Here is a 24,366-nt window from a genome sequence, read left to right on the forward strand (position 1 = left end):
AGGGGACTACCTACCGGATCATGTCTGTCGGCCAAGATCCTGTCCAAGACGCGATGCCGTCGCCTGATGCGCCCGTCGCCCGTGCGGAAAGCGCGCGCCTACGTGCCGAAACGCGGCTGGCGGGAACGATCGCCGACTTCTTCCTCGATGCGGACGCGCGGCTCGACGATCGCACCCGGCTGATGCTCGCCCGGGTGCTGGGCGGGATCGTCGAAGCGATCGAAGCCGACATCCGTCGCCACGCGGCGCGGCTGTTGGCCGGGCAAGGGCTGGTAAAGGTCGGCGAGGCGGTCCTGCGGCCGAAAGGCGCGGGCGTCGTCGCCCGGTTGACCCGCGCCGGTCTGTTACGCGACGAAGACTTGATGGAAGAGCTGATCGCGCGGGTCCGGCACGACCTGATCGCCGCGTCGCTCCCCATCGATATCGCCGATCCGGACGAGGCGAGCCTCGTGGTGCGGCTGGCAGGCGTACCCGATCGCGTCGTCGCGTCCGCCGCGTCGGCCTTGCTGGCGGCGGAAAGTCGACGGCGCGTATCGAACGAACAGGGCCTGGCCAGCGGCAGCGAATTGCCCGCCGAACTCCATCATCGGCTCGTCTGGTGGGTCGCCGCGACGATCCGCGACGAGCAGCGCGTGACGACGCGGGAGGGCGACCGGGCGATTACCGACGCCGCCGAGCGCAGCCTGGCCGCGCACGACGAAGGCGAGCGGGCGGATGCGGTCGCGATGCGGTTGGCGGGCGCGATGGATGCGCGGCCGAACGAGCTGGCCGCCGTGCTGGTCGAATCGATCGGCGATCGTCGGCTGTCGCTGTTCGTCGCGGTACTGGCGCATGCGCTTGGCATCGCATTCGACCAGGCGAGGGCGATCACGCTCGAACCGGATGGCGATCGGCTGTGGCTGGCGTTGCGGGCGATCGACATGGATCGACCGACGATCGCCAGGATCGGCCTCGCCTTGTCCGAAGCGGATCCGCGGCGGGATATCGAGGCGTTCGCCGACGCGCTCGACGAAATCGCTTCGATCGACGTGACGGAGGCCCAGGCCGCGGTCGCGCCGTTGGCGCTGAACCGCGATTTTCGCCTGGCCTTGCGGGCACTTGCGCGTACGGACCGTCGATGACGATGTTCGATCCCACCATCGAGAACCCGATCGCGCACGCCATCGTTGCCGCCGATGGCACGCTGGTGTTTGCGGATCCGGCCTTGGTGGCACTGAACCAGCGCGCCGGCGGCATGCGTGGTGCGCCGCTGGCGGTTCCGCAACTCGCGACGATCGCGCGTCTCGCGCGGCGGCTCGGGATCGTCGTCTCGCGCAGTGTGGTCGTCGCCGACGACGAGGCGGATGTCGACCTCTGGGTCCGCGCGCAGCCCGATGGCGAGAATGTCCGGCTGACGGTCAGCGGCTGGCGCGAGATCGCAGCGTGGCGCCCGACGCGGCCTTCGCCCGATGTGCAGGGCTTCCTAGACAGCGATAGCGACTGGCGATGGGAAACCGATGCCGCGTTGCGACTGACGTTCGTCACGCTGGATGCCGGGCCCAAGCACGGCTTCGATCCATTCGCGTTGCTTGGACAGCCGCTGACGGCGATGTTCGCGCTCGACTCCGGATCGGACGGCGGATTGCCGATCCTCGATTCGCTCGCGCGGCGGCGTCCGATGACGGCACAGCCGGCGCGGCTGCGGAGTTCTGGGCGGGCGGTTATGCTGACGGCCAACGTTCGCTACGATGTGTCGGGCGATTTTGCGGGCTTTGTCGGCGCGGCCCGGATCGTCGTCGAGGATACGCCGCCGCCCGCCGAGCCCGCCGTTCTGTCGGCTACCTTCACGACCGGTCTCGACAAGGCATTGCGCGTGCCGCTCGCGCGGATCGTGGCGAATGCGGACAGCATCAATGCGCAGTCCGACGGCCCGGTGCAGGGCGACTATGCCGATTATGCTGCCGACATCGCAACCGCCGGACGGCATCTTCTGTCGCTGGTCGATGATCTGGTCGATCTCCAGGCGGTCGAGCGGCCCGACTTCACGATCGCGCCCGAACCGATCGACCTTGCGGACGTCGCGCGTCGTGCAGCGGGGCTGTTGACCGTGCGCGCGGCCAATCTCGGCGTCTCGATCGCGCGGCCTGCGACCGACGTGCGTGTTCCGGCGATCGGCGACTTCCGCCGCGTGTTGCAGATATTGGTCAACCTCGTCGGCAACGCGCTGCGGTATTCGCCTCGCGGATCGGATGTGTCGGTGACGGTTACACGCGACGCGACGCATGCGGTTCTGACCGTGGCGGATCAGGGCAAGGGCGTAGCGCCCGAGGATCAGGTCCGGATTTTCGAGAAGTTCGAGCGGGTCGACACGTCGGAGGCCGGCGGCAACGGGCTCGGCCTGTATATCGCACGGCGCTTGGCGCGGGCGATGCAGGGGGATCTCACGGTAGAAAGCGCGCCCGGCGAAGGCGCGCGGTTCGTGCTGACGTTACCGGCGGATCCGGCGCGCCACTAATATCAGCGCGAGGCCGAACGCGGCGAGGAATGCGCCGCGATCCGCCCATGGCCGCTGGTCGAGCATGAAGCTCGACTGCGGCCAGTGGACGTATCCGAGCCCCTGACCGATCCAGAGCAGACCCATCAGCGCGCTGAGCACGCCGACGATCATTAGGATCGGCCGGAGCGCTTTCATCAGCGTGACGCCATCGGGACGTAGTCGCGCGCGGTCGGGCCGCTGTAGAGCTGGCGCGGACGGCCGATCTTCTGGTCGGGATCGGTGATCATCTCGTTCCACTGCGCGACCCAGCCGACGGTGCGGGCGAGCGCGAAGAGGACGGTGAACATCGACGTCGGGAAGCCGATCGCCGACAGGATCACGCCCGAGTAGAAGTCGACGTTCGGGAAGAGCTTCTTCTCGATGAAGTACGGATCGCTGAGCGCCAGACGCTCGAGTTCGATCGCGACGTCGAACACGGGGTCGGTGACGCCCAGCTCGCCGAGCACTTCCTTGACGGTCGTCTGCATGACGGCCGCGCGCGGATCGTAGTTCTTGTAGACGCGGTGGCCGAAGCCCATCAGGCGGAACGGATCGTTCTTGTCCTTCGCGCGGGCGATGTACTCGGGGATGCGGTCGACGGTGCCGATCTCATGCAGCATGTTGAGCGCGGCTTCGTTCGCGCCGCCGTGTGCTGGGCCCCACAGGCAGGCGATGCCGGCGGCGATGCACGCGAACGGATTGGCGCCCGACGAGCCGGCCAGACGGACGGTCGAGGTCGACGCGTTCTGCTCGTGATCGGCGTGGAGGATGAAGATGCGGTCCATCGCCTTTTCGACGATCGGGTTCACGACGTACTTCTCGGCGGGGACACCGAACGTCATCTTCAGGAAATTGCCGGTGTAGCTCAGCGTGTTGTCCGGATAGACGAACGGCTGGCCGACGCTGTACTTGTACGCCATCGCGGCGATCGTCGGCATCTTGGCGATCAGGCGGTGCGACGCGATCACGCGCTGCGCCGGATCGTGGATGTCGGTCGAATCGTGATAGAACGCCGACAGCGCGCCGACGACGCCGCACAGGATCGCCATCGGATGCGCGTCGCGGCGGAAACCACGGAAGAACTGCGCGAGCTGCTCGTGCACCATCGTGTGGCGCGTGATCGTGGTCGAGAAGTTCGCCAGCTCGTCTTCGCTCGGCAGTTCGCCGTTGAGCAGCAGATAGGCGACTTCCATGAAGTTCGACTGCTCGGCCAGCTCGCCGATCGTGTAGCCGCGGTGCAGCAGCGTGCCCGCGTCACCATCAATGTAGGTCAGCTTCGACTGGCACGACGCCGTCGAAGTGAAGCCCGGATCATAGGTGAAATTGTCCGTCTGCGCGTACAGCTTGCGGATATCGATGACATCGGGTCCGACCGTACCGGACATCACCGGATACTCGAAATCCTTGCCGTCGACCTTGAGGGTTGCGGTCTCGCTCATGCTTGTATCCTTCCTCGAAATCTTATCAGCTAGCCATCCGGTCGGCGATCCGTCCCAGGCTCTCGTCGCGCCCGAGCAGGTCGAGCACATCGAAGATCCCCGGCGACGTCTTGCGTCCCGTCAGCGCGGCGCGAAGCGGCTGTGCGACCTGGCCGAGCTTGACGCCCCGCGCTTCGGCCACGCGCCGTACCGCGCCTTCGAGCGCCTCCGTATCCCACTCGGCGAGCGCGTCAAGTTCGGCATGGACATTGACCAAAATCGCACTCGCTTCACCCTGTAAAAGGCTCGCCGCGGCGTCATCCATCGCCAAAGGGCGCTGGCTGAACAAGAAATTCGATCCTTCGGCCAGCTCGTTCAGGTTTGCGGCACGTGGCTTCAGGACGGGCATTGCGCGAGTCAGAAGTTCGAGTCCGCCGGTTGGCAGATCGTGGCCGAGCCGGTCGGCCGCAAGTTGCGCGAGGCGGGCATCGTTGGCTTCGCGGATATAATGGCCGTTGAGGTTCTCGAGCTTCTTCAGGTCGAAGCGCGAGGGCGACTTGCCGACGCCCGACAGGTCGAACCACTCGACCGCCTGCTCGCGGCTGATGATCTCGTCGTCGCCGTGACCCCAGCCGAGGCGGAGGAGGTAGTTGTCGAATGCCTCGGGCAGGATACCCATCTCGTCGCGATACGCTTCGATACCGACCGCACCGTGACGCTTCGACAGCTTGGCGCCGTCGGGGCCGTGGATCAGCGGGATGTGCGCATAGATCGGCTCGGGCCAACCCATCGCGCGATAGATCGGCAGCTGGCGGAACGCGTTGTTGAGGTGATCGTCGCCGCGGATGACGTGCGTCACGCCCATGTCGTGATCGTCGACGACGACCGCGAGCATGTAGGTCGGCGTGCCGTCGGAGCGGAGCAAAACGAGGTCGTCGATCTCTTCGTTCTTGACCGTCACCGCGCCTTGTACCCGGTCCTCGATCGTGACGGCACCTTCCTGCGGCGCGCGCAGGCGGACGACGTGGGGGAGGTTCGGCGCTTCGCTCTCGGGGCGGTCGCGCCAAGGGCTGCGGATGCGGAGCGGCTTCTTCGCGGCCTGTGCCTCGGCGCGCATCGCGGCGATCTCGTCATTGGTCATGTAGCAGCGATAGGCGTGGCCCTTCGCGACCATCTCGTGCGCGACCTGCGCGTGACGCTCGGCGCCCGCGAACTGCATGACGACGTCGCCGTCCCAGTCGAGGCCGAGCCAGCGCATTCCGTCTATGATCGCGTCGATCGCCGGTTGGGTCGAGCGGACCCGGTCGGTATCCTCGATCCGCAGCAGGAATTTACCCCCGTTTGCTTTCGCGAACAGCCAGTTGAACAGCGCGGTGCGCGCGCCGCCAAGATGCAGGAACCCCGTCGGCGACGGAGCGAAACGGGTAACCACGGGTGCGGCCGAAGCGGCGGTGCCCGTATCAGATATTGCGCCCAACCGCGGGTGCTCCCAGACTGATGAAACAATGGAGAAACGATGGCCATGACAGCCGTCGCCGCCCCTAGCATGCGTCCTTGGCGGCGACAAATGGGCGTGCCGCGATGGGGGGCTGTCGTCGGGCTTGCCGTGGAACGCTGGGGACTGGCGGTCGAGCGCTGGCTGGAGGCAGAGCGCGACCAGCTGGTGCTGTGGCTGCCGGTGATGCTGGGCGGCGGGATAGCTCTATGGTTCGCGTTGCCGGACCCGGCGGCATGGTGCGTGACGATCCTGTTGCTGGTGGCGAGCGGACTGACGTGTTTGGCTGCCGGGCGAGGCGGGCGCGCCGCGCGAGCCCTGGCGATCGGGTTGCTGACGGCTGCACTCGGGTTGGGCTTGATCTGGGCACGATCTGAAGCGGTGGCACGGCCGGTGTTGGGCGGCCCGACGATCGCGAGCTTCTCCGCGAAGGTCGAGGCGATCGAGCCGCTGGTGGCGCGTAAGCTGATCCGGCTGACGCTGCTGCCGGTCGGGAAGGGGGTGGAAACCGATGGGCAACCAGTCGCCTTGCCGTATCGAGTCCGCGTCAATCTGGCTGAAGCGGACGCGCCCAAGTTGTTGGGAACGGGAGCGGTCGTGCATTTGCGGGCCCGGCTGATGCCGCCGCCGCTGCCCGCGGTGCCGGGAGCGTACGACTTCGCCCGCGTCGCTTGGTTCGGCGGTATCGGTGCGACCGGGCGAGGCTTTGCACCGGTAGTCGTGACGACGGCAAGCGAATCGGGCGCGGGCATCCGCGTCGCGCTGTCGCACCACATCGTATCGCGACTGGAGGGGAGCGCCGGGGGTATCGGCGCGGCACTCGCGACAGGCGACGTCGGCGCGATCAGCGAGGAGGATTCGGAGGCGATGCGCCGCGCTGGGCTCGCGCATCTGCTGTCGGTGAGCGGTTTGCATATCACCGCAGCGGTAGCGGCAACGATGATGATCGTGTTGCGGCTGCTAGCTCTTAGTCCTTGGTTGGCATTGCATGCGCGCTTGCCTCTGATCGCTGCGCTAGCGGGAGCGGCGGCGGCGATCGGCTATACGTTGCTGACCCGTGCGTTATAGGAGTCAAACCCTTATTTTTGGCAGATTTGCGCGGCCACTGAATGTCCGGGATTGGAGGAAAGCGGATCTTCGCGGGATCGCATGATCGGGGTCCGCTATCGACAGAAGCGGACCCGTATCGAACGAATCAGGCAGGAAAATGAATTCCGCACAATTTGTTGCCGTCGGGGTCACGAAAATAGGCCAGCTCGATGGTGCCCATGGAGGCAGTTTCGCGCGGTCCCGGCGGAGCTTCTATCGAGGTCCCGCCAGCGGCAACGGCGGTATCGTGAAGCTGCTTCACCTGTTCGGGCGAGTCGCAGGAAAAGGCAACGGTGCTGCCGTTAGCGACGCTTGCCGGTTCGTCGTTGATCGGCTGGCTGACGATGAAGTTGGTTCCGTTACCATTGTTGTAGATCAGACGGGTATGGCCGCTGTCGGCGATGTTCCGCGTTCCTTCGCCTGCACCCAGGGTGGCGAGCACCGTGTCGTAAAAGCGCTTTGACCGTTCGATGTCATTCGATCCGACCATGGTGTGAAAAAGCACAGACACTCTCCTGAAGGCTGATCGACTTTCGATCGCTATTAGCAGTCTCACCTAACTGGCGCGTAACCCGCAGTCACCCCGGCCCGTGGAATGTCCGCAAGTGGGCGTCAGCGGACGTTCGAGAAAATCGCGCGGCAGTAGGCTACGGCTACAACGCCCTGACCCGTGCGTTATAGGAGTCAAACCCTTATTTTTGGCAGATTTGCGCGGCCACTGAATGTCCGGGATTGGTGGTGAGCTGCCGTTGTAGGCAGGTTGGAACGAGCCTATCGAGTATGTGACGGATTGCCGTCTTTGAACTCGATTCTCACGGCGACAAACGGTGCCGTTCCCCGGTTCATCACCGCATGGAGACCCTCTGGTTCCCCCCGCACGGTCTGGGCAGGTTTGAAAGCGGGAGCATCGAAGCGCTGGGTCTCGACCGGTCGGCCATTGACCAGTTTGTATTCGATGTAAGTGATCGGCTGGGGCTGTTCGAAATACATCACGCTCGGCCAGCGGTGATCATGGACGGGTTCAGTCGCGCCGGGTGCCACCTCGACCCGCAATACACGGATCTTACCGTCTTCCATCAGCACACGGTGGCTGCTCGGCGCAGCGGCAACCGCATCGAAATCATTTGCCGACGCGCTGACCGAAGTCGCGGTAGCGATAAGCAAGACCAACGAGAGAAAGTGCTTCATGGCAACTCCTGTCTGCGCGGTTCGCGGTTCTTGTCGAGCCAAGTCGAAAGCCGGAGCATTCGCGCGGGAACGGTTAACTATACAGAGATGCTCAATGTCTGGAAGTGGGCGGAACCCGACGTTGGTATCTTTGCCAGGTTGTCGGCTGCGGCTATAACCCGCTGACCCGTGCGTTATAGGAGTAAAGCCCCAATTTTTCCCGCGGATGGGCCTGATTTTGGGCAAAAAAATGCCGGCACGAAGGCCGGCTTGGAATTGGTGACGGGAGGATTTTGGGGCGTTACAGGGACAGTGCGCCAATGCCTACCGTGTTGAAAAGCACCGTGATAGGTGCGGCAATCGCGAGATTGCGGATGGTCGATTTGCCCATATCTACCGCCTTCCTCGTTCTGTTCTGGGTCGTCGTTACGTTCTTGTCGTTAGCTTCTTCAGTCTTCCCGATCTTGAAACCCGGCATCAGGAACCGGTTGCCTGCGAGCACTGCGAGAGTGCCCCATGTCAGAGCGGGAGAGATCCCGCCCAGCGTAGTTACGGTGGCAAGGACAAATCCTCCCACTGGCCCTGTAACGCCCCAGCACTGGCTACGCGTTTCCGCGCGTCCGAGGGGGTCGATAGTGAAATAGTGACAGCAGTGCGGTTGTTCAAGACAGCGTCGAATTCCGATCTGCGCTGTGGCGATCACCCGCCAATCCGTGCGTTATAGGGGGCAAACGCTTATTTTTGCCCCGCTCCCGACGGGGTATGCGGCTTCCAAATGACGACCGGTTTCTTGCCGTGAACCAGAGCCAGCACGGGTGCCTTTCTCAACTCAAACGCACTAGCCGACGATCCCTCCAGCCATCTGCGGACGGCGGCGGTCGGCTGCTCATCATCGGCGCACGGGATCGAACGACCGATGAGATCAACCCTGCGCCCCGTATATCCAATATCGTCGGGATGCTTTCCCAATCGAGACTGCCCGAAGTCTCGGTTCCAGACGGTCCGGCTTGGAAAGGCTCTTTCGGTCCGGGCTCGGAAGAAGGTCCAAACGTCTAGGTCTTTGACGCCATTATGTTGGTCTACGTAGTGACGCGCACCTCCTTGAGCGAGGCACGTCATCAGCACTCGATCGGCATAAGCGCCGCATGTCGCGGGTAGGCGAAGCGCGACATCGTCGAGCCAACCTCTCGCTAGTTCGATCAGCCGGTCGAGATCGTTCTGGCGAAACAGCTCAAACGATCGATGCGTTTCAATCATGGGTGAAAGGGCAGCGTTTTCCATTTGTGCACTTTAGCATGGTTAACAGCGACACGCTGCCGACCCGTGCGCTATAGGTGTCAAACCCTGAATTTGACTGCGGCCTTGAGCAACAAAAGCCGCAGAAAACTGCGGCTTCTGGACTGTCGAGCAGTGCGAAGGGTTAGATCGTGAAGGCACCCGTTTCGTTAGGAAACGCCGCTTCTGGTTTATTCTGCCAGCGGAAGAACACCTCAAGGGTGAACTTCATATGGGCGGCCAATTCAAAAGCCTGTCGGAACGCGTTGTCGCTGTTCTGCCCTTGGATCGACAGCCCGATGTCGTTCATGAACTTGTAGCCGTTGTCAGTCTTCATACCGATCGCGTGGTTGACGAAGAGAAGTTGATTGAGCTGTTCGGCGGTCTTCCCGTGCTTATGGGCGGCCCGGATGACGGCATACATTATCGTGTTCCAATAGGTATCACCCTTAGAGAACGTCTCGCCGTTCAGAGTGACCTGATAGACCGTCGTGTGCGCGAGGACCGGCGGGTTGCGCCAGTTAAACAGCTTCGTGGCCCCATCATCCTTGATTGGCTGGCCAGGGCCGGCAGGCTTGGTCCCTGGGATGTCGAAAACGTCATTCTCTTCATAGGCGTCGAGCAGCCGTTGAATAACGGTGTCGAAAGTATCGACCAGCGGCTTTGCAAACTTCTGAAGGCGCACGACGGTATTTTCGGAAATGTCTACGTTAGGCATCATAGGTCTCCTAAGGGTCATTAGAGCCTCTATGATCGCTATGACGGTTTAGGGCAAGCAGTATTTTTCTATAGGGCTCTAGGAGGCTCTAGGCACCCTCTTAACCTCTCAACCTGCGATGCAGCCGCTTCCACTGCTGTTCGTCCGTTCCCCATTTTGGAAATGATGGAGGTGCTCGGTTCGGTCGAATATGGCTAGGGCGTGCGCCGCATTGCGAGCAGCGGAGATACCTTGGCAGCAATTCTACGGCGGTGTTCAGGCGTTTGAGAAAGCACCAGCGCGCCAACAGGTCGCGGTGGACCACGCCCTTGTGCTGGCATGATCCGCAGACGGCCCCGACATTGGCGTGATGCTTTCCGAAGTCGCTTAGGGTGCGAAAACGAGCGTTCCCCACGTCAAAGCGGAAGCGCCATTTGGCGGGCGTCGTATCGCCCCTGAGAGCCCTCCAGAGCGCCAATGATTGTCTGAGCTAACTCGGCTGCTGCCTGTTCTCGGATGCGCTGCACGGGCGCTGTCAGCCCGACGCGCGCCCACGCAGGGGCGAGGAGAAGGCTTTGGGCGAGGCTGGAGGGATCAGGCTGTGTCATGTCCTACATGGAACAGAACAAGAACGATTCGGCAAGAGGCTTGCGGCAAAACGTCTGGGCGATACGCTTGGCCGATCAGTTGAGGAGGCGAAGCCCGTGCCGCAATTTTTCATGCCGTTCACCGAACCAGAGAAGCAGGAGCAGGCTTATCAGGAGCTTTCCGGATCCGTCGGTGGAGGCTCCCGCGAGCCGGCCGAGCGCATCTACTCGATGACGTGGAAAACTGACGGGGTGACGTGGACGGCGACGGTTGGTGAGGAGCTTCGTGGAACCGAGACCAAGAAGATTGGTCGTGGGCGGGCCGCTACCTACCGAGACGTTCCGCACCATACGAGCGATACGGTGATGGCCATATTTGACGGTGTGCCGTTCCTCATCGTCCACGACAATAAGAGCCGGGTTTGGAACATGCCGATCATGGCTGGTTCGCCATCCCGTGTCGTGCGCTTTGGTTAGCAATCATGGCGACAGCGCCGGTTTCCTGACGCTGCGCTGTCATTCGGTGTAGAGGACCATCAATGCCTGACCAAGTAGGTTGGCAATCTGGCAGTGAGGGTCTTTGCTGAGCAGCACCACGATGTCGTGGCGTAGCATCTCAATCGCTTCCTCGCGGTTTAGCTCAGTTCCCACGAAGTGCCATCCTGATCGCGAGGAAGATGCCACCCTGCTCGATTGCTGGCTGGTCAAGCCGATCGCGAAGGTCATCAATTCCTCTGTCGATAACCTGCAAAGCATCATCGATAGCAGCTACAAGAGGGTCATGAGGTTCAGGCAATTTCGCTTGCTGGTTAGCGACATTTGCCTCAACTCGGTTCATGCGTTCAATGAGGTTCTGGATAAGCGTTTCTAGTTCTGCGTTTGTCTTCATGGGAGTGTTCTCCTTCATGTCTCAGTGGATCGTTGGGAGTAGGAGTTCGTTAGCGGCCATCTTGCGCCTTTCACCGGCGCGGCTGGTATTCGGGTCTAAAGCCTCTGCCGGGGATAGTCCGCGCATTAGCCTCCAGCGGATCGTCGTGGAGTTCATGCCAAGTTCGTAAGCCCAATCCGCAACAGTCTGAGTGCGACCCATGTAGGGAACGAGGGGGCTTCGACGGCGGCTATGGCCGCGTCCCGTGCCACGAGGAGTGGAGTAGCCTACGCCCCAGCCATAGTCCTGAATTTCCGAGTTGCGAGGGCGGCGATTTTTCTGCTGCGTCTTCCGATCGGTCCAGCGGAGGTTGCCGTAAACATAGCCCTTGTTGTTATCGATACGGTCCAAACTGTGGTTTGCATCAGGGCGTGGTCCGACGTGATCTAGGAACAACGCGAAGCCATTCTCCGTGCGCCACTCATCCGCAACTGTGATCCCGCGTGCGCCATAGGAACGGTAGTTGGTGTGGTTCTCGTTGTGACAGCGATGAATGGCGTTGATGAGCGCCTTATACTCCGCAATGTAATGTGACTTTAGCTGTGATCTGCGCTTCCTCATGGAAATCTCCTTGTTGTTTGTCCGTGAGTATTTAACCAGGACCAAGGAGAGTTAAGTGCGCGGTTAAGTCAGTAGTCGCGATTTGGATACATACTGGATGACAAACTCATCCAGGGCGGGACTTCCGCTAATCAAACAGTTCGAGGGTTGCCGACTTGCAGCCTATCTTTGCCCCGCTGGCGTTTGGACGATCGGCTGGGGTCGCACGACAAACGTAAAGAGGGGAGACACCTGCACTCAGGCTCAGGCCGACGCGTGGTTAGTTGCGGAGTATGATGCGTTCGAGAAGAAGGTCAGCGGACTTGTCCGCGTGCCTGTTACGTCGAACCAGTTGGGCGCACTTGTCTCGTTCGCTTACAACGTGGGCGTGGGCGCGTTGGGGTCCAGCACGCTCCTCAGACTGCTCAATGCGGGCGATCACGCCGGGGCGGCAGCGCAGTTCGGGCGTTGGAACAAGGCGGGCGGAAAGGCCCTTGCAGGGCTTACGAAGAGGCGGGCCGCAGAAGCTGCGCTGTTCGTCCGGTGAGCGGCTATCGCAATCCATTCGAAGCGCGGTGCGGGCGCGACCTGGGACCGGGCTTTGCCTACGAAGCCGTGAAGCTGCCCTACGTCCTAGAATGCAGCTACCTGCCGGATTTCATCGACGTGCAGGGTAAGCGCATCGTGGAGGCCAAGGGCCTGTTCGACGCTGCCGATCGCCGGAAGATGCTCGCCGTGAAGAAGGCCCATCCCGATTACACCATCGAGATTTGGTTCACCAACCCCGAAAAGACGATCAGCAAGGCAAGCAAGACGACCTATCGCGCATGGTGCGACAAGCATGGCTTCGAGGTAGAGCAGGGTCCTCGTAAATAGATTGCGATTAAGGATGCTCAACCAGGGCTGCTCATCTCCGATTTCGTAGGCCTCGTCCCACATCTGTGGGGCGGGGTCTTCCTATATAAAGATACACACACACAGACCGTCCAGTTGTTAACCATCAAAGTGCTGCTATGCTTCCGAAATAATTTGACAACTTCGTCGCGGCTGATAGAAGGGCGCCACATCTACGGCGGAACGCACGGTTCGGCGCTTCAAGCGGCAAACCAACCCTGCGTAAGACCACCGTGTGGCGAGCGGCGCGCGACAAAGCGTGACCACATATTCGGGTCGAAGACCCCGCAGCGGACGCCTGAAGGTCCGTTACGTTCGAGTGATGCCGAGCGACATTCCCCAACCAACGCGCAAGCGATGGCCGGTGTGTCGTATCGTTCCGTATCGAACCCACTCCACCATGCCTGCGCGTATTGCCTCTAAAGGGCCTATACGTGACTGACGCTGCTACTCAGAACATCATTCCCGCTACGTCGTCTGACGTGAGCTTCGCATCGTTTTCTCCCATCCCGGATCAACCCACAGGTGTGGAGAGGGTTGAGACCCCGGTCGAGGGTGACATCGAGGGCCTGGAAGCGCGCACGCTGCTCGTTCGTCAGCAGTTCGATGCCAACATGGTCGCCGAGACGGAGGCGTATAACAGCGCCGAAGACAACCAGGCCTTCTTCCTGTCGATGGGTTACGACAATGCGCTCGACTGGCTGGCTAACAAGGCGGTTCTGTATCCGCGCCTCGCCAAAATCGGCGTAGCCAAGCCCGCGCAGACCGATGCCGAACTTCTTGGTCAAATTGCCAAGTTGCAGCTCGGCCGCTGGGTAGGCGAGAAGTTCGTCATCCCTTCGCGTCGTGACGAGCGCCTAGGGCGCTTCTATCGCATCTTCTTCGCCGATCCGGTCAAGTTCCCGCGCGCCACCCTGCATAACGTGATCCTGGCATATCCCAAGCGCAGTGGCGGCATCCTGGCTGATGCCAAGCCCGGCAAGGTCACGGTGTCCAAGGAGGAGAAGGTCGCGAACCGCAAGCTGGCCCGTGGCGTGGCAATCGCATCCCTTCCTCTGGAAGATGCTCCCAGCGACATCAACTGGGGGAAGGTGGGCGAGTATCGCTTACTCCTGGTTCGCGTGGAACCGGGCGCGTTGGACATCTGCGATATTATTAAAGGCCAAGATGCCTTGACTGAGCGATGGACCGATCAGTGGACAGCGGCAGCGGCACTCTCGGTGCCGTCGAGCGCCGCGTGAGCGCGAGGAAGGCGCGTGCCAGCGAAATGCTGGCCGCGCTAACCGCTGACCGTTTTCTGCTGTTTAAAGAGGCCGAGTTGATCGCCCTAAACATACCATACGACCTGCGCCGGTCCACCCAGGACGAGGCCCTACGGCTTAGGGCCGAGCGTCCCTTCGATCCCAAGCACCTGCCTAAAATGTCGCGCGCCGCCGCCAACTACTGGGAAACCGTGGAGTTGGCTCGCGCGGAGAGCAATCCTTCGAACACCTACCGAAAGGAATACCTTGAGAGGGTGAAGGCGCTGATCGCTAGGCGCGACGCTCTGGGCCTGTTCGATAAGCCGTTGCCTGCCAAAGACGGTGAGGTCATCCGGCTCTGGTTTTGGCACGCCGAGTATATCGAGAACTGGGTCTACTCCTGTCAAAGCGCATGGGACAAACTAACTCCTACCGACAGGCTGTGGTTCGAGGATATGCCGCCGGTGACGCGTTGGGCGTGGGAATTCCCTGGACTGGCACCAATCCCGCACCGCTTCTACCCAACAGAAGAGACACCAGAGCGTGAGCGGCAAATGGATTTGCTGCGCTGGGTGATCGAGAACTGCTGAGAGACGCTCATACAGAGGTTCAAGAGCTTCGGGGCTATCCGTGTTCCCCTCAACATGGATCGGCCCTGAGGAGGGGCCGTAGGGCATTGCCGGGTCGCATCCGTGTCAACGTGTCCTACGGCTCCATTCCACGCGCGCGGGTTTCCCTCGGCGCAGCCATCAGTCCCAACACACCTCCTGGGGAGGAGCGGAGCGATTGCCGTCCGCAGGACGATAGCTCTGGCGAACGCCAGAACGACTACTCGTCAGCAACGCTGACGGCCAGGGAGACTTCGCGAGAAGTCGCCAGGGCTACCAGTTGGTGTGATGGAGTTGCTTTCGCTGCCATTGACAAGTGTCATATCTACTATCGTAGATATGGCTCTTACCAAGGTAGGGAAGTAAGTTCGTCGCATCGACTGCCTAAGGTATAGTATATGGCTCCTACCAAGGTAGGTGAGATATCTCCACCAATATATAGACGCGATGTGAACTCAGGCTGCATAGTGAGATTGTGGTCAGAGTTTCCTGGCGGTGGCTACCGACCCACCATTAAGTGCGTAGTTTGGTGTGACACCAACCCGCTTAAATAGATCGGCTGCAACGAGCACGACGTTATAGCGCCTTAAGAGTTTCAGTTTCCCATCCTAGTGGGATTAACGCGGAACCCCCGGATTGGTCGTGCTCTCCGGGGGTTCTTTCTATTTGGAGCACGATATATGTCCTATGCAGTTGAACTTGGTAGCAAGCGCGAATCCTACGGCAACGTAGTCCTGAAAACGGTTTTCGAGCAGTTTGAAAACCCCGCACGTGCGTTCCCGACGATCTTCGATGTGGAATACAAATTGTTCAGCGATCATGGAGCGCGCGCTCATGTTCCAGCAGGAATTTTAAGTCCAATGCCAGCTGGAGCCATGCCAGTAGGTGCAATGGAGTGGCTAAGGAAGTGTGGAAAGCCATACCGGATCACGGCGAACTATCGTTCGAAGGCTGCACCTGAAAGCCTCGCCACAAGGCTGATTGGCGGGGAGAGCATTACCTACGGCTACGTGCTTTCAGTCGTTTTCGATGACATAGATGTGTCTCTGCTATTCAAGCTGACCTTCGGGGGTGCAGCGTAATGGCTAAGCGCGAGGCAGTCCGACCGGACGTTCTGGAACTACTCGAACGGGAGTTCCAAACCACCATCCGATACCAGAAGAAGCAGAACGATATCACGGTTACGATGACGTTCGATGAGTATCTGAGCCTCTGGAGCAATCACCGCATCCGGTCTATGGGTCAGAAGATCGACCAAGGCCCAAAGGTGATCGACTTCTACATGAAGAATACATTTCGCCCAGTTTGTAGCTGGGTGAGCCGTGACGCCTTGGTCCGAGGCGGAACGATGACCGTCGAGAACGCGAAGATCACTTCGGCAGAGGACAGCAAGCGGCTGTTCCAGTTCAAGCCTGGTGACAAGCATCAGGTCAAGTCCAAGGACAAAATCAGGAACGCGCGTCTCGGTAAGTCTCAGACGCCTGAACACGTCGCAAAGCGCACCGCCGGTCAGAAGGGTGTGAAGCGCCGTCCGATGAGCGAGCAAGCGAAAGCCAAAATGCGAGCGACCCGCGCCGCTAACAACGCCAGCAAGGGAGAATAATATGACAAACTCAATCGACGCTATCCGTGCAATCCTACCTCCAGCAATGCAACGCAACTTCGATAGCTTTGCCTCGCGCGGACCCATGCGACCAGTCCAGGAAGAGTTCGCCGGTAACAAGGGTGAACTGGCGCTCATCGCCATGCAGGCGGAAGCCCTTGAGCCTGTCTCTCCAGCGACAAAGGCGGAACAGCTACCTAACATCGTGGGTGCGCTCATGCCTCGTCATGGCAATGTCCAGGTCTTCTACGAACGATATAAGTGTTCAGCGTCGATCCAAATTCCCGGAGCCGGGACCTTCTACATGGACTTTCAGAACATCCTGGGTGCAGAAGACAAGTTGGTCGCTGCTCGCCGTGATGCAAATGACGAGGCGTTCAGCAAGCTACTATATCGCGACTACATCGAGCCTCTGCGCCCAATTATCATCGAGGGTGATAGTAGGTCCCATGCCTACCGTTATGCCGGTTCCCCGATCTACGACAAGGGATGGTTCGACGATGTTTGGTGCGGCTGCTCGTTCGCGATCCCTATCTGGGATGGCGATCAGATGACGAACCTGCTTATCATCGATGGTGGCAAGCTATGGGACGTTGTTCTCGAACCCAATCCTCACATGACTAACCCGAAGTCGCCCAAGTGGACTGGCAAGGTAAAGGCATCATGAGCGATGTCGAGGTTCGCGTTCCGCTGCCGCAAACCGGATATACCGACTTCGTATTCCGCTTCGTGAGGGAAGCCGATGATAGCCTTCGTCCGCTGTCCACGAATGATTGCCACGTGGAATACTTTCGGGAGGTGTTCGGCCCTTGGCTTACTCGATACACACCCAATCACGACGACATTTGCCGTAGCGTAGCCTGTGAGGGGTTTTCCGGAGATCAGCGCTTCTGGGTTGCGAAATTCGGTGAAGCTGATTGCGACTGCGCGATGCTCTTCAAGCTGACGTTCGGAGGCCGCTGACAGTCAGGCTTATCCATGTCGAAGTCGGCGGGCTGAAGGAAGCGATCGTTCAGAACACGGCGTGCTTGGCATAGACAATCGCTGTTATGAGTGCCGATGGCCAACGAAGCCGCCACATCGCTAGAGCCGCCAAACCCATCCAGGGATGGCCGGAAGCCGTGAAAAGCCTCACGGTTTCCACCTCTGCTGACTGACGGGCCGGTGCGCGGGTTCGGGGTTTGGGCATAGGCATAACGCTATTGTCGCGCGTCCCGAACAAATGGCCAACATGCGGCGCCGGCTGGGACCCGACCAGCGTTGTCCAAAACCGCGTTGGCATGCGGTTATTCGGGACGAGCCGGTTCATTATAGAGCTGGAAAGACGTTATCCGTGTAACACGGATTGCCTAGGAAGGGCGACAGGGCCAGCCCGCGCCTCGGGGCAGCCAATCCCGCCAAAACGGCGAGATGGCCCTGTGCGGCCGTCTACGGGGGTTTAGCGGGGCTTTACTTCGCGTAGCTCGCGAAGGCTCTCGATGATCTCGGCGCGGCCTTCCTTGCCTTCCTTTTCCATCTTCTCCAGCCGATGCTCGATCCGATCTTGGCCGTCCTTGATGGCGCGGCTTTCCTGCTCCTGTAGCGCAAGCCGCTTATCCAGCGCGACGCTTTGGCGCTCGACATCGAGGATGCGACGCTCTGCGTCCTTCACGTCCTGCTTAACTTCCTTCATCTCGTCCGAGACGCGGACGCCTAGCTTTTCCAGCTTACCGTCCAGCCACTTCATGCTGGAGACAACCGCCGTAATCAGCAGCACGACGAAGGCCAGATAGACACCGGCCTGCGTGACGTTGAACATCGCGTCTTTGTTCTGGGGCGGCGTGACGGGAACCTGCGTCTCCGTGCGGATCACCACCGGAGTGCCGTTCTGCATCGTCACGACCTGTGGATGGGTCTGCGGAGCGGCCTCCGTGCTGTTGTCGCTCATTACTGCGCCAGCTTTTCGCCTACGGCCATGCCGATAGCAGCGATCGAAGCGGGGACGCCGAAGCGCACCAATAGCGTAGCGATCATGCCGCGCGCCTCGGGAACCTGCCATACGACCTTGAGCGCATGGAGGAGGCCGTTTCGCACGTCCTTGAGGAACGAGGGCCTATCCACGACTACCGGCTTGTCGGTTGCTGGAACGTCCAGCTTTTCGTTGTCGTTAGCCATTGCCGGTGCCTGCTGGCATGACCGGGATAGAAGGCGTGTCCGACTGAGCGTAGCGACCCAGCAGAGCCGGGAGTTCAGTTACACGGCGATAGCCATGCTGTGAGCGCAGTTCGTTGATAATCCTAGCAGCGTCGAGGGTCAGGCCGTTTGGCAGCGTTTGCTGGACGGCAACGAGCGCATTGTCGAAAACCGTGAGAGCGTCGCTGATTGCGGTAAGTGCGCTGACTTCGGTGTCAATGACGACCTTTGCTGCGTCGTTAACGGTTGGTGTAGTAGTTGCCACGGGGTTTGCTCCCTCTTGTTATTGAAAGTGTCGACTATTTAAGCGATTTAGAAAAATGTAGCGCCAACAGGGATGTTGGTCACGTCCACCGCCATGACAGTGCCAGGGCACTCCCATCCGCGAACGTCGTTTTGTGAGTAGTTGGTATAGTTGCCCGCGCTAACCTGCACGTCATCCCACGAAACCTGATACATGCCCACTGTGCCATCGCCTGGACGAACACCACCACCATACAGCTTGCCATCATTGCGATAACGAATGTCTCTGCAATTCTGGAGGCCACCGCCGTCCGGATCAAGCTGAGGCCCGCCGCTCTGATAGCAAAGTGCCTCACCACGTCGGCTATGACCGGCCATGGTCCCCTGAGCAGTTGCAAACACTCGCCCGTTCGTCGCCATCGTTTGTCCGACACCGCCGAACATGCGGGTTGTGAACATGGGAAAGTAGTCGCTGTTGAAGGTGCATCGGCCATTGGCGTCAAAGCGGCGCTCCATACCTCCGCTGTTGGGAAGCGATGTTGTCCAATCGAAGATGTAGTAGGTAAAGCCAGTGCCAACCGGCGCGCTACAAATCCAATGATTGGTCGTCGAATTTCCGCTTTTACCCGCAAGCGCCGCCACGTAGTTGTCGATTTTGATTGCTACCACGGGATAACTGCATCCGCTCACGTCCACTAGCAGTGAACTGGGACTGGTGTTGCCACCTTGTCGCGTGATCGTTGCGCCTGTGCCGGTGCGACGGCAAACCATGCCGAGCATATTGGTGCTGACCTGTAGCCTGCCGCTTGCGTCGTAAATGTCGCCTCGAAAATCTGCCATTAGAAGATACCGTAAATGAAAGTGGTATCCGGCCTTGTATAAGTCTGAGCATTGGCAAGACGGTAGGACCATGTGAGGGTCGTGCCGCTGATCGAGAACTGCGGCATATAGCCGCCTACGTCGATTTGGCCGCTGATGACGATGACATAAGGAACGCACCCCGGATATTGCACGAACCTACTATCATTTATCGTGCCGCTCTGAGCGCCGCCTGTGTAACTCCAGCCCACACTTGCGACGCCCATGAACTTCTGCACCGTTGAGGTCAATTCCAGTGTTGGACGACCTGCTGCATCATATGTCCTGAGCATTAGAAGCCGCTCCAGGAACGCAGAGTGCCATTGTTGTCGTAGATGCGCGTTCCGTTGCCGTCGCGCTCCACTCGACCACCAGCACCATTGTAACTAACAAGCGAACCGATGTTTGCGGACAGCGCCGATAGCGAACCGACGTTGATCTGGTCCGCGCCAATCGACTTGGTTACGATGCGATCACCGCTAACGATGGTGCCACCATAGTTGGCGTTGAAGTTGGTGCCGTTCCGCCAGGTGCACATGATAACGCTGTTCGAGGCATTGTTCTGTGAAGGCTCCCAACCGTCTGGTGGCGTTTGACGGAACCCACCCGCGCCCTTGTCCCAAACGATGTAGTTGTAAGAACCTCCATTCCACGTCACGCTTGCTGCTGGGATGTAGGGCGACGACGAATTGCCGTTGTCGTCCGTGTAGAGGATATGGCCATCGCTCCACCACAAACGACCATCCTGGTAGCGGAAGTCGCAGCCAATGACGCTGATGTTCCTGTTGTTGATCGACAGCTTGCTCGCAATGATCGAGTTGGCGGCAATCTGATCCGCGCCGATGGAGCCGGTTGTGATCTTGCCACCGTTGATCGTTGTGGTGCCAGCGTTGATCTTGCCCGTTACGTCTGCACGGGTAAGCGAGTTATCGGTCCCCGGCTGAAAGCTCAGGCGCTCAACATAGGCACCCGGGGCGGCGATGCCGACTGCGCCGGAAAACGCGCGGTTTGGCCCAGCGTCTACTTCACGATGTAGGAACTCGTTGCGATACCAGCGGACTGTGCGGCCGTCGTAAACCACGGTGAAGTTTACGCTGTCCGCACCGACTGCGCCATTCGAGCCAATGCCACCGACGTTTGCGCCGCTCTGGAACATATAGGTGTTGCCATCGCTACTGCGGTGCCAAGCATAATCGATGTTGCCGTAGTTTCCGTTTTCGCGTCCGTCCGAAATGCCGATGAACGTGCCGTCGCTGGTCAGCTTGCCTGTCATTATACAGGAGCCTTGGAAAAGATCCTGCGTGTAGCAGTTGTAGTCCCAATCGTTGTAGGTCAGCTTGGTGATCTTGTTGTTGGTGATGGCGTAACGGTCTCCTGCGACAGTCCACCAAGCGTTGTTGCCCGCGTTGGCGGCCTGTGTAGCGATATTGCCTAGCGCACCGGCACCGCCCACCACTACGCTACCGGCGAGAATTGAACCTGCCTTGATCGTGTTGGCGTCGAGGGTGTTCGTTGCGATGCGGTCGCCGTCGAGCGAGCCGACAATGATCTTCGGCGTCGTGATTGCACCATCGGCGATCAGCGTTGTATCACTAACTCTGACGATTTTGATTGCGAAGCGAACCGTGCCAGTCCAGCTACCCATCAAGCGGAACTGCCATTGGTTGACGTTCACTATGTTTGGATTGGTGAACGTCTTGACGATGTTCTCCGACTGTCCAGCAGCGTTGAATACCAGCACCGGGTTTACGTCCGAGGGATCGACGCCCGCACCATACTTGGGAGAATACCACTGCACACCCGGCATGTGGATCAGAGGACGGAAGATGCCGTTGAAGTCTGCGGCGCAGTCGACGCCCATGGTGATCTTGTAGGTCGCACCGGGTTCAACGGGGAAGAACGGAGAGAAAACGTCGATGCCGCCGTTTGGGCGGATCGCTAGCGCGCGGCGGAACTGGCTGAACGCAACATCCTCGACGCTAAGACGGCCATCAGGGATACCGCTATTCCACCACGATGGATCGCGGAAGTCGCTGTCAGGGACGATGCTGTCTGTGCTGCCAATGGCTAGCTTGGTCGCAACGATCGCACCAGCGGCGATCTCGGCTGCTCCGATTGCACCGCTTTGGATTTCGTTTGCAGTGATGCTGTCAGCGATCAGCTTGCTCGCAGCAATCGTGCCTGTCTGGATGTTGTCGCCATTGATGAGTGTGCTGGTGCCAGCGCGCATCACTAGGTCTTTGCCGTTGTTCCAGATAGCGACGGGAAGCTGGCTCGCATAGGCAGGCAAGTCCTGGCTGTAGTAGACACCCAAGCCCTGATTGTCGCCGTTGCTATCATAGCAGAAGTTGACGGGCTTATCCCAGCCGCCCCAGCCTGTTGCACCGGCAACGACGCTCCTTGTAACATAGTTTCCGTTATTGTCGGGGAAGATGATTTTACCCGCGTTCCAACGAACCACGTTATCGTTTTCAATCCGCATGTTGATGCCAACGACTGAGACCGGACGGTTCTGGACTGCTAGCTTGCCGGTCGTGATGCTGTTAGCCACCAGCTTGTCTGCCATCAGAGTGCCAGCCTCGATAACATCACCCTTGATGGTGTTGGCCGTCATGTGCTTGGTGACGATCGCGCCATCCATGATGGCGGTCGCGCCAGCAGCCTCGGTTACCTGAAGATCGGCAATCTCGGCGTTACCGCCCCAGTTATTGCCGGGAGCCTCGTTGAAGACATAGAACTGGTAGCTGGTCGCGTTCGGCGGCGCAACGAACTGCGTCTTCTTGTAATCCTTACCAATCGATGCATCCCAAAATAGTTGGGCATCGGCGATGTAAGTTCCGTTGGTGTCATACATTCGGCACAGAACGTAAATGCGCTGGCTTGCAGCATTCCGACCGAGTGCGCTCAACTGGTAGGTTGTGCCGCCTTTGATGCCGTTGCGTCGTCCACTGATGAGGTGCTGGCGTCCTGTGCCGCCGAAATAGGCTTCCCACAGCATACAGTAATTGGTGGTGCCCATAGCGTCATTGATGTCGGTGCCGTGGCTATTATACCAAGCAGGAACGCTACCAGCCGAAGTTCCCAAGCTGCCGTTGTAAACGCCGTTGTTCACCCAGAACGAGTTGTCGCGGAAGCCCGGGTCAGGATTGAGGTAGCTCATGCTGCCAACCAGCAGCTTGTCCGTGCTGACTGCGCCTGCCTTTAGTTGGAGCGTATCGACGGTGCCTGCCGTTAGCTTGCCACCGTCAATAGTAACGGTGTTGCGGTTGATGACCGCAGCCGGATTGTTGGCATTACCCGCAACGGTCTCGGCCAACGTGCCGCCAACGTAGGTGCCATTGGGTGCGCCAACAGTGGCGTTGTCGGCTGGACGGTTCGGTCCACCTACACTCGACCAAGCATTGTCCGTGAAGCTGCTGAACTGGATGTTCTTGACCCCGTTACCGATTGCGTAAGCGTTGAAGCCAGCATACATCGTCCAACCGGGCTGCGGATTGCCAGGATGTGTGTAGATGAGGGTGTTGTTGAGCCAATACTTAATGCTCACACCATCGTAGGTGATCGCATAAACGCCTGCACCCGGCGCGTAGGCCAAGGTGACAATTCCGGTGCCGCTCTGGTAGATATCGATTTGATTATCGCCACGAGCATAGATCGCGTATTCCAACTGGGCATAGTTGTCGATGTTTTGGCCGTTGAACGAGAGGCCGATGAAAATATCCTGACCAACGAATTCGCCGGACACCATTGCGCTGCCGTAGTAGCTCTCGCGGGTCCATAGATTGACCTGCCAAGAGTTATTAAACTGCGACTTCCCGAAGCTGTTACCGCGCGTGGCATAACCGTTCTGCGGATCGTAGAACGTGACAGAGGTGCCCGCATTGTCAGAGGGCTTGCCAGTGCCGCCCACGTCAGTCCACTGCTGGTTCTTGTTGAGTGTGCTGGCATCGGTCAGAACTGCACCAGTGCTATCCAGCAGATCGCTCCCCAACTTGGGCTTGGCTACCGAGTTGTAATTGCGGCCCCAAGCACCCCAAGAAACAGTGTTGAGGGACAGGCGTTCGTAGATCGCGCTCGTGCTGTCCTGTAGCGTCTGTTTGACCGGCCCACCGCTAGGGCTCAAACCCAATCAGTCTATTGATCTGAATGGAGCTTCCTGATTCACAGAGTGTGTGACGATGGAGGCGGTAGATGGCGTTGTTCTGGTTGTTAGGGCTCAAACCCAATCAGTCTATTGATCTGAATGGAGCTTCCTGATTCACAGAGTGTGTGACGATGGAGGCGGTAGATGGCGTTGTTCTGGTTGTCGGACGAGGCGTGGACGGCGATCGAGCCGCATTTGCCAAAGAACCAGCCTGGCGCCCGTCGGGTCGATGACCGACGGGTGATTTCGGGCATTATCCACGTGCTCAAGGTCGGCTCGCGGTGGTGCGACTGCCCGGCGGACTACGGTCCGTCGACGACGATCTATAACCGCTTCAACCGCTGGTCACGGCGGGGGTTCTGGTTGCAATTACTCGCTGCGCTGGTCGACGCCGGCGTCGTGACAAAGAGCACCGCGATCGACAGCACGTACATCAAGATCCAGCGCGCAGCGTTCGGCGCAAAAGGGGGCGCTCGGCGCAAGCGATCGGGCGATCCCGGGGCGGCTGGACCACAAAGATCCATGCGCTCACCGACGTTGTCGGCCGTCCCTATGCGCTGATGCTGACGCCGGGCAACGTCAGCGACATCAAGGCCGCGCCTGCCCTTCTCGAACGTGCCGGTCGCATCCGATACCTGCTCGGTGACAAAGGCTACGATGCCGACAGCCTGCGCCGTTCCCTCCGGGAGACAGGCGCTATCCCCGTCATTCCTGGACGCTGCAACCGGAAGCGAACCATTCGCTACGACAAACAGCGATACTGCGGCCGCCACCTCGTCGAGAATGCCTTCTGCCGCCTGAAGGACTTCCGCCGCATCGCTACCCGTTACGACAAGCTTGCGGCTAACTTCCTGTCAGCTGTCGCGCTCGCAACAGCGGTCGCCTTTTGGAT

General features: G+C 59.8%; 29 protein-coding genes and 1 pseudogene. 13 read left to right on the plus strand and 17 right to left on the minus strand.

Going from position 1 to position 24,366, the window contains the following annotated elements:
* The first annotated feature begins 20 nt into the window (after positions 1-20).
* Positions 21-1,121 carry a DUF2336 domain-containing protein gene (locus ASF09_RS03975; protein ID WP_060524733.1) on the plus strand — a complete coding sequence of 367 codons (1,101 nt, stop codon included), beginning with the start codon at positions 21-23 and terminating at the stop codon, positions 1,119-1,121.
* A complete protein-coding gene (locus ASF09_RS03980) occupies positions 1,118-2,494 on the plus strand; it encodes a sensor histidine kinase (RefSeq protein WP_082444026.1) in 1,377 nt (458 codons plus the stop codon). The genes ASF09_RS03975 and ASF09_RS03980 overlap by 4 nt, the downstream gene beginning before the upstream one ends.
* Here ASF09_RS03980 and ASF09_RS03985 read toward each other — a convergent pair.
* The 3 genes from ASF09_RS03985 to gltX are packed head-to-tail and all read right to left on the minus strand — an operon-like array spanning position 2,468 to position 5,410.
* Complete coding sequence (locus ASF09_RS03985) at positions 2,468-2,671, minus strand: hypothetical protein (RefSeq protein ID WP_060524735.1); 204 nt, start codon at positions 2,669-2,671, stop codon at positions 2,468-2,470. The two genes, ASF09_RS03980 and ASF09_RS03985, sit on opposite strands and share 27 nt — an antisense overlap.
* On the minus strand, positions 2,671-3,954 hold the full coding sequence (locus tag ASF09_RS03990) for a citrate synthase (protein ID WP_060524737.1): 1,284 nt from the start codon (positions 3,952-3,954) through the stop codon (positions 2,671-2,673). The genes ASF09_RS03985 and ASF09_RS03990 overlap by 1 nt, the downstream gene beginning before the upstream one ends.
* A gap of 25 nt (positions 3,955-3,979) precedes the next feature.
* Positions 3,980-5,410: a glutamate--tRNA ligase gene (gltX, locus tag ASF09_RS03995; RefSeq protein WP_082444027.1), complete on the minus strand. Its 1,431-nt coding sequence runs from the start codon at positions 5,408-5,410 to the stop codon at positions 3,980-3,982.
* A gap of 39 nt (positions 5,411-5,449) precedes the next feature.
* Here gltX and ASF09_RS04000 point away from each other — a divergent pair, with 39 nt between their 5' ends.
* Entirely contained in the window at positions 5,450-6,496 is a 1,047-nt protein-coding gene (locus ASF09_RS04000) for a ComEC/Rec2 family competence protein (RefSeq protein WP_235529572.1), read from the plus strand.
* A 127-nt stretch (positions 6,497-6,623) separates the two neighbouring features.
* Here ASF09_RS04000 and ASF09_RS04005 read toward each other — a convergent pair whose 3' ends face one another.
* The 6 genes from ASF09_RS04005 to ASF09_RS20850 all read right to left on the minus strand — a co-directional run bounded on the left by ASF09_RS04005 (position 6,624) and on the right by ASF09_RS20850 (position 10,264).
* Positions 6,624-7,022, minus strand: a complete 399-nt coding sequence (locus tag ASF09_RS04005) for a VOC family protein (protein WP_056418136.1) — start codon at positions 7,020-7,022, stop codon at positions 6,624-6,626.
* Between the two features lie 266 nt (positions 7,023-7,288).
* Entirely contained in the window at positions 7,289-7,705 is a 417-nt protein-coding gene (locus tag ASF09_RS04010) for a hypothetical protein (RefSeq protein WP_060524741.1), read from the minus strand.
* Positions 7,706-7,985: 280 nt separating this feature from the next.
* A complete protein-coding gene (locus ASF09_RS20060; RefSeq protein ID WP_156359161.1) occupies positions 7,986-8,387 on the minus strand; it encodes a hypothetical protein in 402 nt (133 codons plus the stop codon).
* Positions 8,388-8,419: 32 nt separating this feature from the next.
* Positions 8,420-8,965, minus strand: coding sequence for a hypothetical protein (locus tag ASF09_RS20635; protein ID WP_200912502.1), 546 nt, complete (start codon positions 8,963-8,965; stop codon positions 8,420-8,422).
* 139 nt (positions 8,966-9,104) lie between these two features.
* Entirely contained in the window at positions 9,105-9,680 is a 576-nt protein-coding gene (locus ASF09_RS04020) for a T4SS efffector SepA family protein (RefSeq protein WP_060524744.1), read from the minus strand.
* A 392-nt stretch (positions 9,681-10,072) separates the two neighbouring features.
* Entirely contained in the window at positions 10,073-10,264 is a 192-nt protein-coding gene (locus ASF09_RS20850) for a DUF6771 family protein (protein ID WP_060524746.1), read from the minus strand.
* On the opposite strand from ASF09_RS20850, the gene ASF09_RS04030 reads away from it, so the two are divergent.
* Positions 10,232-10,720, plus strand: a complete 489-nt coding sequence (locus ASF09_RS04030) for a hypothetical protein (RefSeq protein ID WP_156359163.1) — start codon at positions 10,232-10,234, stop codon at positions 10,718-10,720. The genes ASF09_RS20850 and ASF09_RS04030 overlap by 33 nt on opposite strands.
* Positions 10,721-10,883: 163 nt before the next feature.
* Here ASF09_RS04030 and ASF09_RS04035 read toward each other — a convergent pair whose 3' ends face one another.
* The gene (locus ASF09_RS04035) at positions 10,884-11,132 is read right to left on the minus strand and encodes a hypothetical protein (RefSeq protein WP_156359164.1); all 249 of its coding nucleotides are present in this window, start codon (positions 11,130-11,132) and stop codon (positions 10,884-10,886) included.
* A gap of 21 nt (positions 11,133-11,153) precedes the next feature.
* Positions 11,154-11,732, minus strand: a complete 579-nt coding sequence (locus tag ASF09_RS20065) for a hypothetical protein (RefSeq protein ID WP_156359165.1) — start codon at positions 11,730-11,732, stop codon at positions 11,154-11,156.
* Positions 11,733-11,829: 97 nt separating this feature from the next.
* Between ASF09_RS20065 and ASF09_RS04040 the strand changes: the two genes are divergently transcribed.
* From ASF09_RS04040 to ASF09_RS04075, 8 genes are all read left to right on the plus strand, one after another.
* Complete coding sequence (locus ASF09_RS04040) at positions 11,830-12,258, plus strand: lysozyme (protein WP_060524752.1); 429 nt, start codon at positions 11,830-11,832, stop codon at positions 12,256-12,258.
* A complete protein-coding gene (locus ASF09_RS04045) occupies positions 12,255-12,587 on the plus strand; it encodes an endodeoxyribonuclease (protein ID WP_060524754.1) in 333 nt (110 codons plus the stop codon). Before ASF09_RS04040 ends, ASF09_RS04045 begins: the two co-directional genes overlap by 4 nt.
* A gap of 452 nt (positions 12,588-13,039) precedes the next feature.
* Complete coding sequence (locus ASF09_RS04050) at positions 13,040-13,846, plus strand: hypothetical protein (RefSeq protein WP_156359166.1); 807 nt, start codon at positions 13,040-13,042, stop codon at positions 13,844-13,846.
* Positions 13,801-14,436, plus strand: coding sequence for a hypothetical protein (locus tag ASF09_RS04055; RefSeq protein ID WP_060524758.1), 636 nt, complete (start codon positions 13,801-13,803; stop codon positions 14,434-14,436). Before ASF09_RS04050 ends, ASF09_RS04055 begins: the two co-directional genes overlap by 46 nt.
* A 698-nt stretch (positions 14,437-15,134) precedes the next feature.
* Entirely contained in the window at positions 15,135-15,536 is a 402-nt protein-coding gene (locus tag ASF09_RS20070; RefSeq protein WP_156359167.1) for a hypothetical protein, read from the plus strand.
* Positions 15,536-16,057, plus strand: a complete 522-nt coding sequence (locus ASF09_RS04065) for a hypothetical protein (RefSeq protein WP_060524762.1) — start codon at positions 15,536-15,538, stop codon at positions 16,055-16,057. The genes ASF09_RS20070 and ASF09_RS04065 overlap by 1 nt, the downstream gene beginning before the upstream one ends.
* Before the next feature lies 1 nt (position 16,058).
* Entirely contained in the window at positions 16,059-16,724 is a 666-nt protein-coding gene (locus ASF09_RS04070; protein WP_156359168.1) for a hypothetical protein, read from the plus strand.
* A complete protein-coding gene (locus ASF09_RS04075) occupies positions 16,721-17,020 on the plus strand; it encodes a hypothetical protein (RefSeq protein WP_060524766.1) in 300 nt (99 codons plus the stop codon). The genes ASF09_RS04070 and ASF09_RS04075 overlap by 4 nt, the downstream gene beginning before the upstream one ends.
* A 475-nt stretch (positions 17,021-17,495) precedes the next feature.
* Here the strand turns inward: ASF09_RS04075 and ASF09_RS04080 are convergent, their stop codons facing one another.
* From ASF09_RS04080 to ASF09_RS04100, 6 genes are read right to left on the minus strand one after another with little or no spacing between them, the layout of a single operon-like run.
* Positions 17,496-17,984, minus strand: coding sequence for a hypothetical protein (locus ASF09_RS04080; RefSeq protein WP_060524768.1), 489 nt, complete (start codon positions 17,982-17,984; stop codon positions 17,496-17,498).
* A complete protein-coding gene (locus tag ASF09_RS04085) occupies positions 17,984-18,211 on the minus strand; it encodes a hypothetical protein (RefSeq protein WP_060524770.1) in 228 nt (75 codons plus the stop codon). The genes ASF09_RS04080 and ASF09_RS04085 overlap by 1 nt, the downstream gene beginning before the upstream one ends.
* A complete protein-coding gene (locus tag ASF09_RS20075) occupies positions 18,204-18,494 on the minus strand; it encodes a hypothetical protein (protein ID WP_156359169.1) in 291 nt (96 codons plus the stop codon). Before ASF09_RS20075 ends, ASF09_RS04085 begins: the two co-directional genes overlap by 8 nt.
* Positions 18,495-18,541: 47 nt before the next feature.
* Positions 18,542-19,312, minus strand: coding sequence for a hypothetical protein (locus ASF09_RS20080; RefSeq protein ID WP_156359170.1), 771 nt, complete (start codon positions 19,310-19,312; stop codon positions 18,542-18,544).
* Positions 19,312-19,623 (minus strand): hypothetical protein, encoded by a 312-nt coding sequence (locus ASF09_RS04095; protein WP_060524774.1) that lies wholly within the window; start codon positions 19,621-19,623, stop codon positions 19,312-19,314. The genes ASF09_RS20080 and ASF09_RS04095 overlap by 1 nt, the downstream gene beginning before the upstream one ends.
* The gene (locus ASF09_RS04100; RefSeq protein ID WP_156359171.1) at positions 19,623-23,459 is read right to left on the minus strand and encodes a hypothetical protein; all 3,837 of its coding nucleotides are present in this window, start codon (positions 23,457-23,459) and stop codon (positions 19,623-19,625) included. The genes ASF09_RS04095 and ASF09_RS04100 overlap by 1 nt, the downstream gene beginning before the upstream one ends.
* A gap of 159 nt (positions 23,460-23,618) precedes the next feature.
* Here ASF09_RS04100 and ASF09_RS19570 point away from each other — a divergent pair.
* Positions 23,619-24,366: pseudogene (locus ASF09_RS19570) on the plus strand (IS5 family transposase); the annotation flags it as partial.

Origin of the sequence: Sphingomonas sp. Leaf242 (genome assembly GCF_001422045.1) — a bacterium.
Lineage (GTDB): Bacteria > Pseudomonadota > Alphaproteobacteria > Sphingomonadales > Sphingomonadaceae > Sphingomonas.